We start from the raw sequence: 13,519 nt of genomic DNA, 5'->3' as shown, positions 1-13,519 counted from the left end.
AAATGGACTTTCAAGGGCAAGGTGAAAAGAATTTCTGAGTAGCTGCGACGTGTTCCGTGCGTTAAATGGATCGAATGTGATGGCATTCTAGAGGTGGGTATAACTATACCAATTCAGGTGGTACCGCAGATTATTTTGATATTCTGTCCTGTGTCAAATTTTTAATTTGATGCAGGATTTTTTATTTATAAGGAGAGTGATGAAAAGTGTTAGCTGACTGGTGGTGGTACAAAGAATAAATAATTAGGAGGTAAAAGAGAATGTATAAAAAATTATTAGCATGTGGAATGGCTTTATTGATGTGTGGATGTAGTGCAAAAGCTGCAGGTAATGATCAAGTGTTGACAGTTGGGTTGAGTTCAGAAATGAACGGAACTTTTTCGCCCATGTATTACCAAACGACAAATGATTCTTATGTCGTTGATTTGGTTTATCAAGGGTTGTTGAAATACAACAAAAAAGGAGAGTTAGTTGCAGATTTGGCTAAGTCCTTACCTGAAATCAGTGAAGATGGAAAAACAATGACATTTAAATTAAAGAAAGGCATCCAGTTTAGTGATGGATCCAAGTTTACTTCAAAAGATGTGCAGACAACATTTACTGTTATGGCCGATCCAAGCTATACAGGTCGTTTTGCGAACAACGTTGATTTTTTAGATGGTTATAGTGAATATCATGATGCAGATGCATTTAGCTTTACTGGAGTTGAAACACCAGATAACTATACAGTTGTTTTCCATTTGGATAAGCCTAGAATTGATGCGGTTTCTACACTTGGAACACAGAAGATTTGTAGTTCAGAATATTTAAATTATAAAAAAGGAAAAACAGAAAGTATTGAAAAGAAGAATAGTAAGCCAATTGGAACGGGTGCTTATGTATTAAAGAAGTTTGAGAAGACAAGTGGGGCTAGTTTAGTTTCAAATTCAAAGTTTAAGGCGAAAAAAGGACAGTATCAAATTTCTAAGATCATGATCAAAAAGACAGATACTTCAACAGAAGTCAAAGAATTAGAAAATGGAGCAGTGGATTATATTCCAGATGTGATTGAGGCAAATAAAATTAAATCTGTACAAAAGAATAAGAGTTTATCTGTTGATTCTTATCCAAGTGATCGTGAAAGCTTTATTATCTTTAACTCTTATGAGGGAGCTTGTAGTGATGTTGTGGTAAGAAAAGCAATCGGATATGGATTTAATGCGCAAGAATATATTGATAATTACTATCAAATTGATGGTATGGCTTATAAGCCTGGTACTTTTGGAAATCCTGTTTCTTTAAATAATGGAAAAATGATTCGTAATGAAGAAAAAGTGGATGGTGTCACTTATTATGATTATGATGTTGAAAAGGCCAATCAAATCTTAGAGGATGCAGGATATACATTGGCAGAGGATGGGTATCGTTATAAAGATGGTGAAAAATTAACCATTCGTTTCTTGGCAAATAAGGATAAGGATTCTTTGGATTCTTTAATTCCGGTTTTACAGAAATGTTTAAATGCGATTGGTATTGATTTTAAAGCCAATACAGTTGAATTTAATACAGTCATCAATACTGTGCAGGATGATGCTCAAACAGATAGTTGGGATGCAACATATCTAGGTTTCTCTTATGGCTCACCAGACGATACAGGCATTAACTTTATTTTAAGAACGGGAGCCACAAATAACTTTGGTCGTTTGAGTGATGAACAACTAGATGCTTATCTAGATGCCGGTATGTATACTTCCGATAATGAAGTGTCTAAAGAGAATTATCATAATGCTTTAGTTCGACAAAGTGAACTATGTGGTTATTTACCTGTGGATTCAACTAAAACATATTGTTTAAGAAATAAGAATGTCAAAGGAATGCATACAACATCTATTTATAATTGGGCTCAATCTATTGCAACAGCTCATATTGTAAATAAATAACGTATGATGTATCCTAATGGATATTAGGGCAAAATATAGTCCTGTACTAACTTAATGTTGGTGCAGGCTTTTCTTGTATACCAGGGTTTTATGGCAAAACAAGATTCAATTCAGTTAATGATAAAAGGAAGTGTTGCCAAACAAATCATTGGCTATGCGATATCAATATTTATCGGGTATCTTTTTCAGCAACTCTACAATACTGTGGATGCGTTGATTGTTGGAAATTTTCTAGGACAGAATGCATTAGCGGCTGTTACGAGTGTGGGGTCACTGGTTTTCTTGATTGTTGGTTTCTTTAACGGTTTTGCGACAGGTGCAAGTGTCATTGTTGCCAATGCGATAGGGGCTCAAGATGAGAATAGAACAAAAAAAGCGGTATATACAACAGCAACATTTGGTATCTTGTTAGGTCTTATTATGACTGGAATTGGTTATTTACTAACTGATCAAATGTTGATGTGGATGGGTTTGCCTAAAGAAGTGTTTGGCTTATCTTCTATTTATCTAAAGATTTATTTTTTAGGCGGTTTTTCTTTAGTCTTATATAACATGCTTGTGGGAATCATTCGTGCTGGAGGCGATGCTAAACATCCACTTTATTATCTGATTGTGAGTTCGATATTGAATGTGATTTTAGATGTTGTATTCATTGCTGTGTTTAAGATGGGGGTTGCAGGAGCAGCTTGGGCTACAATCGTTTCTGAATTTGCGAGTATGTTTTTATGTGTTTTGCAATTGGCAAGAGAAGAAAGTATTTTACATATTTCTTGGATGCATTTGTCTTTGGATTTTGAAAATCTTAAACAAATCTGTATCTATGGATTACCTACAGGATTACAGGGTTGTGTCATTGATTTTGCGAATGTAATGATTCAGTCGTATATTAATTCGTTTGGTGCAGCAGCTATTGCAGGTATTGGTGCATATTCAAAGGTAGAAGGATTTATTTTCCTTCCTGAAATTTCTTTTTCGATGGCACTTACGACGTTTGTATCACAAAATGAAGGGGCAGGACAAAAGGAACGTTCTCGAAAGGGAATTTTGTTTGGGCTTGCAGCATCGCTACTTATGATTGAATGTTTGGGTATTTTGATCTACTTGTTTGCGCCAACTTTTATAGCTTTCTTTAATCAAAATCCAGAAGTAATTGCGATTGGAGTAGATCGTGCTAAAATTTGTGCCTTTTTCTATGTCCTTTTAGGCTTTTCACACGTGGTTTCTAGTATTTTAAGAGGATTGGGACGTCCTGTGATGCCAATGGTGGTCATGCTTGTATGTTGGTGTGCTGTTCGTGTGGTTGTTTTAATGACGATAGGACAGAGCGTACACAGCTTGTATTTAACGCATTGTTTGTATCCAATTACTTGGGGATTGAGTTCAATTGTTTATATATTTGATTTAAGAAAATATAAATTGTTTATGCTTAGAGCATAACTTTCATGAAATATAGGTTGTCATTTGAGTTGATTTTAGGTATTATAATCTTGCAGAAGTGTTTTTCTGATTTTGGAGGTCTTACTTATGGTCTTAAGAAGATTTACCACAATTGATAGAGAAGAATTGCTCTTTTAAGCGTGCCTACTATAGGTGCGCTTTTTTTGTTTTGAAAGGAAGGTCATTTATGGAAACAAAGCGTGTTTTAATTGTGATGGGTTCTCGTTCGGACTTACCTAGTATGGAAGGCTGCATGAAACAATTAGACGATTTTCAAGTCGGCTATGAAGTTCGTGTGTTAAGTGCTCACCGTACGCCGGAAGCGGTTTTGGAATTGTCAAAGACAGCATGTGAACGTGGAATTCAGGTTATTATTGCGGCAGCTGGAGGAGCAGCACATTTAGCTGGAGTTTTAGCTAGCTCTACACCATTGCCAGTTATTGGAATCCCTATTCAGACATCTGCTTTAGGTGGATTGGATTCATTATTATCGACAGTACAAATGCCTCAAGGTGTTCCTGTTGCGACTGTCGCAATTGGAAAATCAGGGGCAAGAAATGCAGCTATTTTAGCTTGCCAGATGATTGGACTAAATGATAAGTCATTGCAGGATAAAATTGTTGAGTTTAAAAAAGAACAAGCACAAAAAGTATTAGAACAGTCAATTGTTGAATAAGGAGAAGGAAATGGATACTCGTATTTTTGTTCATAAAAAAGAACAGTTTCAAGTTGAAAGTGAATCGTTAGCGGCTGAATTAAGACAATCTTTATCTTTAAAAGAAGATTTTGGTCTTACAAAATACAATTTATATGATATTTTTGATGCCGACGAAAATGATATTGAATTATTAAAGAAAAATGTTTGTAGCGAAGTTGTTACAGATGATGTATATGATTCTGTAGATTTAACAGGTAAATCATATTTGGCATATGAATTTTTGCCAGGTCAATATGATCAAAGAGCAGACAGTGCAATGCAATGTTTGATGCTTTTGAACAACAAACAAACAGTACGTATTCATTCAGGTACTTTATTAGTGTTCGCAAACCCAGTAGATGAAGAAACACTTAATAAAATCACACATTATATTGTTAACCCTGTTGAAGCACGTGTTAAAGACCTTTCTGTATTAGTGGATGATCAGGACGTTGAAGTAAAAGATGTTCCTGTATTAGAAGGATTTACAAAAATGAGTAAAGAAGAATTAGATTCTTTACGTCAGACTTTAGGGTTGGCCATGTCTCAAGCGGACATTGAGCATGTTCAACGTTACTTCGAAAAAGAAGAAAAAAGAGATTGCACAATGACTGAACTACGTGTGTTAGATACATATTGGTCAGATCACTGTCGTCATACTACTTTTGAAACTGTATTAGATGATGTATGTTTCCATTTGGATACATTATCAGATGAGTTACAGGCTTCTTATGATAAATATTTAAAATTACGCCAGGAAGTTCATGGAAATCGTAAAGAAAAAACATTGATGGATATGGCTACTATTGCTGGAAAATATCTTCGTAAGCAAGGTAAACTTGATGATATGGAGATTACCGATGAAATCAATGCGTGCAGTGTAGAAATTACAGTGGATGTAGATGGAAAAGACGAACAATGGTTGTTGATGTTTAAAAATGAAACACATAACCACCCAACAGAAATTGAACCATTTGGTGGAGCAAGTACATGTATTGGTGGAGCTATTCGTGATCCATTATCAGGACGTAGCTATGTATATCAAGCTATGCGTATTACAGGTGCTGGAGATATCACAAAACCAATTAGTGAAACATTAGAGCACAAATTACCTCAATCAAAGATTTCAAAGACAGCGGCTCATGGCTATTCAAGTTATGGTAACCAAATTGGTTTGGCAACTACATTCGTAGATGAAATTTATGATGATGGTTATGTAGCTAAACGTATGGAGGTTGGTGCTGTTGTTGGTGCAGCTCCTAAATCACATGTTAAACGTGAAAAACCAGAAGCTGGCGATATTATCGTTATGATTGGTGGAGCTACTGGTCGTGATGGAATCGGTGGAGCTACAGGTTCTAGTAAAGAACATAATGAAACAAGTTTGGAAAAATGTTCAAGTGAAGTTCAAAAGGGAAATGCCTTGATTGAACGTAAATTACAGCGCTTATTTAGAAATCCTACTTGTACAAAATTAATTAAAAAGGCGAATGACTTTGGAGCAGGTGGAGTTAGTGTTGCCGTAGGTGAACTTGCAGATGGTTTGAATATCAACTTAGATGCAGTTCCAGTTAAATATCAAGGCTTAGATGGTACAGAATTAGCTATTAGTGAATCACAAGAGCGTATGGCTGTATGTATCGAGGCTAAGGATTTTGAAAAATTCAAAGAAGAAGCATATAAGGAAAACTTAGAGGCTATCAAAGTTGCAGATGTAACAGATACAAATCGTTTAGTCATGAAATGGCGCGGTGAAACAATTGTTGATATGTCTCGTGCATTCTTGGATACGAACGGTGTTCGTCAGCACCAGGTTGTGGATGTTTGCGAAAATGAATATGATGAACATCCATTTGACGCAGTAAACTCAGATTTAAATACAGTATTACAAGATGCGAATGTCGCAAGTCAGATTGGTTTGGCAGAAATGTTTGATGCTTCTATTGGTAAGAGTACAGTGTTGATGCCTTTTGGAGGTAAATATCAATTAACTCCTGAAGAAGGTTCTGTACAAAAATTACCAGTGCATGGAATGACAAACACTTGTTCGGTTATGACATATGGATATGATCCAAAAGTATCTAAATATTCTCCATATTTAGGTGCTAGTTATTCAGTTGTTGAAGCATTAGCTCGTATCACAGCATTGGGTGCTGACTATAAGAAGTGTCGTTTATCAAATCAGGAATATTTTGAACATTTAGGTGCCGATGCACAAAAATGGGGACAACCATTTGAAGCTTTATTAGGCTTGATTGATGCTCAATTGGCATTTGAAACACCAAGTATTGGTGGAAAAGACTCTATGAGTGGAACATATAAAGATATTCATGTACCACCAACAGTGATTACATTTGCGGTAACTACAGCTAAAACAAATGATATTGTTTCGGCTTCATTTAAAAATCCTGGAGACTATGTATATTTAGTAAAGCATACGCCAGTTAAAAATAATGTTCCAAACTATGAACAATTAAAAGAAAATTTTGAAACAGTTCATAAATTAATGCAAGAAAAGAAAATTGTTGCGGCAAGCACAATTAAATTTGGTGGTCTAGGTGCAACTATTGCGAAAATGGCATTTGGATCTAAAGTTGGTGTTGCGATCAGCACAGAAGAAGATGTATATGGATTCAATTTGGGTTCAATGATCGTGGAAGCTACAGAAAGCATTCAAGATGAACATTTAGAATTGATTGGTATTTTAAATGATGATTCTAAGATTGTATTAAATGATGAAACCGTTGAAATTGAAGATGCATTAAAGGCTTGGACAAAGCGTTATAGTGAAATTTATCCAATGATCGTGGATGAAGGAAAAGATACTTTAGAAACTCCATTAAATGATGCAGAAGTACCAATGTCTAAGGTTGTTGTGGAAAAACCAAAAGTAATTATTCCTATTTTCCCTGGGCAAAACTGTGAATTTGATACAACAGCTAAGTTTGAACGTGCTGGTGCTGAAGTTAAACAAGTTGTATTTAATAACTTAACTGTAGAAAACATTCAAAAGAGTATCGAAACTTTAGCAAAAGAAATTAGTACAGCACAAATCTTAATGATTGTTGGTGGATTTAGTAGTGGTGATGAACCAGATGGTTCAGGTAAATTTATTGCGAATGTATTAAGAAATCCAAAGATTGCGCAAGCAATTGATACAATGCGTGCAAATGATGGTTTGATCTTAGGTATCTGTAATGGATTCCAGGCATTGATCAAATCTGGATTATTGCCTTATGGTGATATTGAAAAATTGGATGCGGAAAATCCAACATTATTTAGAAATAATATCAATCGTCACGTTTCTCATATTGCACGTACTCGTATTACAAGTAATGCTTCTCCTTGGCTTGCAGGTATGAAAGCTGGAAGTGTATATTCAGTTGCTGTTAGTCATGGTGAAGGTAAATTTGTTGCGAGTGAAGAAGTATTGAATAAGTTGATTGAAAATGGTCAGGTTGCAACACAGTATGTAAATGAAAAGGGTGTTCCAACAATGGATGGAAAAGACAACTTAAATGGTTCAAGCATGGCTATCGAAGGTATCTTCTCTGAAGATGGTAAGATCTTTGGTAAGATGGGTCACAGTGAGCGTTATGAAAAAGGATTGTTCCAGAATATTGCTGGAAATAAAGACCAAGATATTTTCGCAAATGGTGTTCGTTATTTTACACACAAGCAGGTGAAGTAGAATGACGTTGAAAAAAGTAGTTCAAGATTCTTCTGGGATCGTAGGCTTGTTCAATGTAGAACAGGCCGCCCAGAATATCTATTTAGCAATGCATGCCATTCAGCATCGAGGACAAGATGGTGTTGGATTAGCAATTAGTGATGGAGAAAATGTTGTTTGTAAAAAGGGATTAGGCTTATTGTCGGAGAATTTAAAACAAGATACGTTAAATTCTTTAGAGGGGAATATTGCGATTGGTCAGCTTCGAATGGCAACAAAAAATGATTCTCAATTAGAAAATGTTCAGCCGATTATGGTGCGTAGTCACCAAAGATATTTTGCGGTTGTATCAAGTGGGATGATCACGAATGCGATTTCTTTAAGAACAAAATTAGAAAATGAAGGATTGATCTTTCAAGGAACAAGTGATTCAGAATTATTAGCACATTTGATTCAGTTGAATCCAGGTTCTTTTGAAGAAAAAATTGCGAAAGCTTGTCGTATGATGAGTGGTGCTTATACATTCATGGTAGTCACAAAAGACAGCTTGTATGTAGTAAGAGATCCTCATGGTATTCGTTCTTTATATATTGCCAAGGTAGATGAAGGATATTGTATCAGTAGCGAAACTTGTTCGTTCCCAATTCTTGGTGGAGAATTTATTCGTGAAGTAAATCCAGGAGAATTGATTTGTTTCAATTGCGAAGGTATGAAGTCTAGTCAGATTATTGAAGAAACAAAAACGAAGGCTTGTGCTTTAGAGTATGTATATTATTCTAGACCGGACAGTGTTCATAATGGTTTAACGGTTCATGAAGTAAGAAAACAATGTGGCTATTATTTAGCTTCAGAAGAGAATATTGAAGCGGATATCGTTGTTGGTGTTCCTGATTCAGCTTTAAGTGCAGCTGCAAGTTTTGCTAGAACATTGAATGTACCATATGAAACGGGATTGATTAAAAACCGTTATATTGGTTCTACATTTATTCGTCCGACAGAACAACAAAGAATGCAAGGTATGCGTGTTCGTTTAAATGCGATCAGTTCAGTGGTTAAAGATAAAAGAGTTTATTTAGTAGATGATAGTGTTGTGAAAGGTTTTACATCACGTCGAATTTGTCAATTATTAAAAGAGGCAGGCGCAAAAGAAGTGCACTTACGTATAGCTTCGCCAATGTTGAAATATCCTTGTTTATATGGAGCGGATTCAACGGCACAAAAAGATTTGGCGGCATTTAACTATACAGTAGATGAAATGGAACAATTGTTCCAGGTGGATTCATTGCGTTTCTTAAGTGTTGAAGACTTTAAAAAGTGTGTGCCTGAAGCAAGCTGTTTAGCTTGTTGTACAGGTGAATATCCAGAAGATTTACAAGATTATAAAGATGAGGTAAAGGAGTAGAGTATGGCAGAACATTATGCAGCAGCAGGCGTTAGTTTAGAGGCAGGATATAAATCTGTTGAATTGATTAAGGAGCATGTTAAGAAAACAATGCGCCCAGAAGTGTTAGGAGGACTTGGCGGTTTCTCTGGTGCTTTCTCATTATCTAAAATTAAAGATATGGAAGAGCCTGTATTACTTTCTGGTACAGATGGTTGTGGTACAAAAGTTAAACTTGCGATGGTTATGAATAAGCATGACACAATTGGAATTGATGCCGTTGCGATGTGTGTGAATGATATCGCATGTGCAGGTGGAGAACCACTATTCTTCTTAGATTACATCGCATGTGGAAAGAATGTTCCAGAAAAAATTGCGGACATTGTGAAGGGTGTGTCTGAGGGTTGTTTACAATCTGAAGCTGCTTTGATTGGTGGAGAAACGGCAGAACATCCAGGTTTAATGCCAGAAGAAGATTATGATTTAGCAGGTTTTGCCGTTGGCGTATGCGATAAAAAAGATATGATTACTGGTAAGGATCTAAATGTAGGAGATGTGTTAATTGGGCTTCCTTCAACAGGTGTTCACAGTAATGGTTTCTCATTGGTTCGTAATGTATTTGATATTACAGAAGAATCATTAAATACATATTATGATGAATTAGGTAAAACTTTAGGAGAGGCATTATTGGCTCCTACAAAAATTTATGTAAAAGCATTAAAGCATATTAAAGCATCGGGTATTACATTAAAAGCTTGCAGCCACATCACAGGTGGTGGATTCTATGAAAACGTACCTCGTATGTTAAAAGAGGGTATGGGTGTTGAAATTGATACAAAGACATTCCCAAAACCTCCAATTTTTGATTTGATTCAAAAAAATGGAGATATTTCTACGAAAGAAATGTACAACGTATTTAATATGGGACTTGGCTTTGTGATGGCTGTAGATCCAGCAGATGTTGAAAAAGTTCAAGCTGCCTTAAATGAAATCAATGAACCTAGCTATGTGGTTGGTAAAGTAACTGAAACAGGACAGGTAGATGTCCAATGGTAAATATTGCGGTATTTGCGAGTGGTTCAGGTACTAACTTTGAAACAATCTTGTCACATATTGAAGATGGTTCTTTGCATGTGAATTGTGCATGCTTGATTGCGGATAAAGAAAATGCGTATGCTAGAGTTCGTGCGCATAATCATGGAGTAGAAGAGTTTTATTTTAATCCAAAGGGATATGATGGTAAAGCGGGTTATGAAGCGGCAATCTTAGAGGTATTAAAAGAAAAAAAGGTTGATTTGATTGTGTTAAGTGGATATATGCGTTTTATTGGACACACTTTATTAAGTGCTTATCCAAATCGTATCATCAATTTACATCCGGCTTATTTACCTGAATTTCCAGGAGCTCATAGTATTGCAGATGCGTATGAGGCAAAAGTAGCACAAACTGGAGTTACAGTTCATTTCGTAGACGAAGGTGTAGATACAGGTCCTATTATTCGTCAAGAAAGAGTAGCAATCGACCCATCTTGGGATCTTGAAACATTAGAATCGCATGTACATGCGATGGAATATGATTTGTTCTGGCAAGTCATTGAACAAGTCGCAAAAAGTATAGAGGAGGAAAAATAATGAAGCGAGCATTAGTAAGTGTATCCGATAAAACTGGTTTAGTTGAATTTGTACAAGGATTAGTAGATTGTGGATATGAAATCATTTCTACTGGAGGAACAAAAAAAGCCCTTGAGGCAGCTGGAATTCATCCAATTGGAATCAGTGATGTGACTGGTTTTCCAGAAATTATGGATGGTCGTGTGAAAACTTTACATCCAAAAGTTCATGGTGCATTACTTTGTGTTCGTTCAAACCCAGATCATGTACGTCAATTACAAGAATTAGGAATTGAGTATATTGATTTGGTTTGTGTGAATCTATATCCTTTTAAAGAAACTGTATTAAAACCAGGTGTAACACACGAAGAAATTATTGAAAATATTGATATTGGCGGTCCTAGTATGCTTCGTAGTGCTTCTAAAAACTATCAAAGTATTCCAGTTCTTTGTGATCCAAAAGATTATGATAAAGTTCTTGAAGAAATTAGAGAAAACCAAGAAACAACATTGGAAACGCGTGAGCGTTTAGCTGCAAAAGTATTCCGTCATACAGCTCGCTATGATGCGATGATCGCAGATTATTTAACGAAGAAAACACATGAAGAATTCCCAGAAAGTATGACAATTACTTTTGATAAGGTTCAAGACTTGCGTTATGGTGAAAATCCTCATCAAAAGGCTGCTTTCTATAAAGGAATGAATCCTCAATATTCTTTGGCAAATGCGACTCAGCTTCATGGTAAAGAATTGTCTTACAACAATATTCAGGATGGAAATGCGGCTATTGAAATCTTAAAAGATTTTGAAGGTCAATATGCAGCTGTAGGTGTTAAACACATGAATCCATGTGGAGTTGGTATTGGTGAAAATATTGAAGCGGCTTGGGATAAAGCTTATGAGGCTGACTCAATTTCGATTTTTGGTGGTATCGTAGCGTTGAACGCAAAGGTTGAAAAGGGATTGGCAGAAAAATTATCTAAGATTTTCTTGGAAATCATTATTGCGCCAGACTTCTCTGAGGAAGCGTTGGAAATCTTGACTCGTAAGAAAAATATTCGATTAATGAAATTAGATACTAGCTTATCTGTTTCAAGTGCGTTAAAATATACAAATGTTAATGATGGTCTATTGGTTCAAGAGATGGATCAGCATACAATTAACGAAGAAGATTTAAAATGTGTGACAAATCGTAAGCCTACGGAAGAAGAAATCAAGCAATTGTTGTTTGGTTGGAAAGTTGTTAAGCATGTAAAATCAAATGCGATTGTCTTGGTAAAAGATGATATGACAATTGGTGTTGGTGCGGGACAAATGAACCGTGTTGGTGCAGCTAAGATTGCGATTGAACAGGCTGGTGAAAAGGCGAAAGGTTCTGTATTGGCAAGTGACGCTTTCTTCCCAATGCCAGATACAGTTCAAGAAGCTATCAAAGCGGGTGTGACTGCAATTATTCAGCCGGGTGGATCTATTAAGGATCAACTTTCAATTGATGAATGTAATGAACATGGCATCGCAATGGTATTTACAGGGGTTCGTCATTTTAAACATTAATATATAAAAGAGTCTGTATAGACTCTTTTTCATAGTTTGGAAGGGTCTATCATGGATAAGAAAAACAAAATTATTATTATTTCTCTATTATCTGCATTATTAATTGTACTATGTGTATTTGCGGTTGAAATGAAGAACACTGAGAAAAAGGCATATCAGGGGATATCTGAAATCGGAGAAGATCAAAATACGGAAGTTGAAAATAAAGATAATAGTCAATATATTGATATGTCATTGGCAAAAGATATAGAAGCGTATTTTCAAGAGAATGGTATTGATCATGAAAAAGTAGCATACTGTATCACGGATTTAGAACATAACATTAAATATAGTATGAATGAGAAGGATGAGTTTATTGCAGCGAGTATTTATAAATTACCATTGGCAATGCTATATTATGATAAAGTAAATGAGGGTGAGTATACATTAGATTCAACGTTTACATATAGTGGATATATGCATGAGGATGCAGGGGTTATTAGTTCGGATTATGGTATCGGTAGTCAAGTTCCTTTAAGTGATCTTTTAAATAATTTAATAATATATTCTGATAATGATGCGGGTCATATTTTATATGAAAATCTTGGTGGCTGGAAAGAATATAAGGAAGCAATGACAAAATATACAGATTCTATCAGTGAGAATTATTATACAATGGATAATGTTACAACAGCTAATACAATGAATGATGTGGTGACTTATTTATATGATCATAAAGAAGACTATAAAGGTTTGATTAAAAATATGGAAGAGGCAGAACCAGGTGAATATCTAGATAGGGATACACAATTGAGTATGCCTCAAAAGTATGGTATGTATGATTCTGCTTTAAATAGTGTTGGTTTTGTAGAATGTAATACATCATATAGTATAGTTGTTTTAACGAGTTTAGGGGATAAAGGTGCCGATGTTATGGCAAATATCAATCGTATTGCTTATGAGCATTTTAAATAGAGTTGAAAAGCTCTATTTTTTGCTGTAAGCGTATACAGTAAAAAAGATGAAAAAAAATAAAAAAAACATTTGACGAAGTGGGAAGTATTTGGTAATATAGATGAGCACTGCTGAGGTGCACATGATCTTTGAAAACTGAACAGGAAATAAAAATACAAACTAAAACGTCAATTTCGAAACAAACAATTGTAAAGAAAGATGTCAGAGACATCTAAGAGCTAAATCAAATGGAGAGTTTGATCCTGGCTCAGGATGAACGCTGGCGGCATGCCTAATACATGCAAGTCGAACGAGAGGA

Annotated in this window: 9 protein-coding genes and 1 rRNA gene; all 10 read left to right on the top strand. The window is 35.5% G+C overall.

The window, feature by feature from the left end:
- The first annotated feature begins 260 nt into the window (after positions 1-260).
- Positions 261-1,919: an ABC transporter substrate-binding protein gene (locus NE544_RS07245; RefSeq protein WP_256268866.1), complete on the top strand. Its 1,659-nt coding sequence runs from the start codon at positions 261-263 to the stop codon at positions 1,917-1,919.
- Positions 1,920-2,009: 90 nt separating this feature from the next.
- Positions 2,010-3,356 carry an MATE family efflux transporter gene (locus NE544_RS07240; protein WP_256268865.1) on the top strand — a complete coding sequence of 449 codons (1,347 nt, stop codon included), beginning with the start codon at positions 2,010-2,012 and terminating at the stop codon, positions 3,354-3,356.
- 187 nt (positions 3,357-3,543) lie between these two features.
- A complete protein-coding gene (purE, locus tag NE544_RS07235; protein ID WP_003865622.1) occupies positions 3,544-4,032 on the top strand; it encodes a 5-(carboxyamino)imidazole ribonucleotide mutase in 489 nt (162 codons plus the stop codon).
- Between the two features lie 10 nt (positions 4,033-4,042).
- A complete protein-coding gene (locus tag NE544_RS07230) occupies positions 4,043-7,744 on the top strand; it encodes a phosphoribosylformylglycinamidine synthase (protein ID WP_256268864.1) in 3,702 nt (1,233 codons plus the stop codon).
- A 1-nt stretch (position 7,745) separates the two neighbouring features.
- Positions 7,746-9,125, top strand: coding sequence for an amidophosphoribosyltransferase (gene purF / locus NE544_RS07225; RefSeq protein WP_118116271.1), 1,380 nt, complete (start codon positions 7,746-7,748; stop codon positions 9,123-9,125).
- A gap of 3 nt (positions 9,126-9,128) precedes the next feature.
- Positions 9,129-10,160 carry a phosphoribosylformylglycinamidine cyclo-ligase gene (purM, locus tag NE544_RS07220; RefSeq protein WP_256268863.1) on the top strand — a complete coding sequence of 344 codons (1,032 nt, stop codon included), beginning with the start codon at positions 9,129-9,131 and terminating at the stop codon, positions 10,158-10,160.
- Positions 10,154-10,735, top strand: coding sequence for a phosphoribosylglycinamide formyltransferase (purN, locus tag NE544_RS07215; RefSeq protein ID WP_117926476.1), 582 nt, complete (start codon positions 10,154-10,156; stop codon positions 10,733-10,735). The genes purM and purN overlap by 7 nt, the downstream gene beginning before the upstream one ends.
- Positions 10,735-12,267 (top strand): bifunctional phosphoribosylaminoimidazolecarboxamide formyltransferase/IMP cyclohydrolase, encoded by a 1,533-nt coding sequence (purH, locus tag NE544_RS07210; protein ID WP_256268862.1) that lies wholly within the window; start codon positions 10,735-10,737, stop codon positions 12,265-12,267. Before purN ends, purH begins: the two co-directional genes overlap by 1 nt.
- Positions 12,268-12,318: 51 nt before the next feature.
- Complete coding sequence (locus NE544_RS07205; RefSeq protein ID WP_256268861.1) at positions 12,319-13,221, top strand: class A beta-lactamase-related serine hydrolase; 903 nt, start codon at positions 12,319-12,321, stop codon at positions 13,219-13,221.
- Between the two features lie 224 nt (positions 13,222-13,445).
- Positions 13,446-13,519, top strand: a 16S ribosomal RNA gene (locus NE544_RS07200); the annotation flags it as partial.

The organism is Holdemanella sp. MSK.7.32, assembly GCF_024460475.1.
In the GTDB taxonomy this organism is placed as follows: Bacteria; Bacillota_I; Bacilli_A; order Erysipelotrichales; family Erysipelotrichaceae; genus Holdemanella.
The sequence above is the reverse complement of the archived record's forward strand: the minus strand, read 5'-3'. Positions and strand labels throughout refer to the sequence as shown.

What these genes read in the sequence shown, in the direction of transcription:
- purF (WP_118116271.1), top strand. Translation starts at nt 7,746, where the DNA reads ATGACGTTGAAAAAAGTAGTTCAAGATTCTTCTGGGATCGTAGGCTTG.
- purH (WP_256268862.1), top strand. Translation starts at nt 10,735, where the DNA reads ATGAAGCGAGCATTAGTAAGTGTATCCGATAAAACTGGTTTAGTTGAA.
- purN (WP_117926476.1), top strand. Translation starts at nt 10,154, where the DNA reads ATGGTAAATATTGCGGTATTTGCGAGTGGTTCAGGTACTAACTTTGAA.
- purE (WP_003865622.1), top strand. Translation starts at nt 3,544, where the DNA reads ATGGAAACAAAGCGTGTTTTAATTGTGATGGGTTCTCGTTCGGACTTA.
- NE544_RS07205 (WP_256268861.1), top strand. Translation starts at nt 12,319, where the DNA reads ATGGATAAGAAAAACAAAATTATTATTATTTCTCTATTATCTGCATTA.
- purM (WP_256268863.1), top strand. Translation starts at nt 9,129, where the DNA reads ATGGCAGAACATTATGCAGCAGCAGGCGTTAGTTTAGAGGCAGGATAT.
- NE544_RS07240 (WP_256268865.1), top strand. Translation starts at nt 2,010, where the DNA reads ATGGCAAAACAAGATTCAATTCAGTTAATGATAAAAGGAAGTGTTGCC.
- NE544_RS07245 (WP_256268866.1), top strand. Translation starts at nt 261, where the DNA reads ATGTATAAAAAATTATTAGCATGTGGAATGGCTTTATTGATGTGTGGA.
- NE544_RS07230 (WP_256268864.1), top strand. Translation starts at nt 4,043, where the DNA reads ATGGATACTCGTATTTTTGTTCATAAAAAAGAACAGTTTCAAGTTGAA.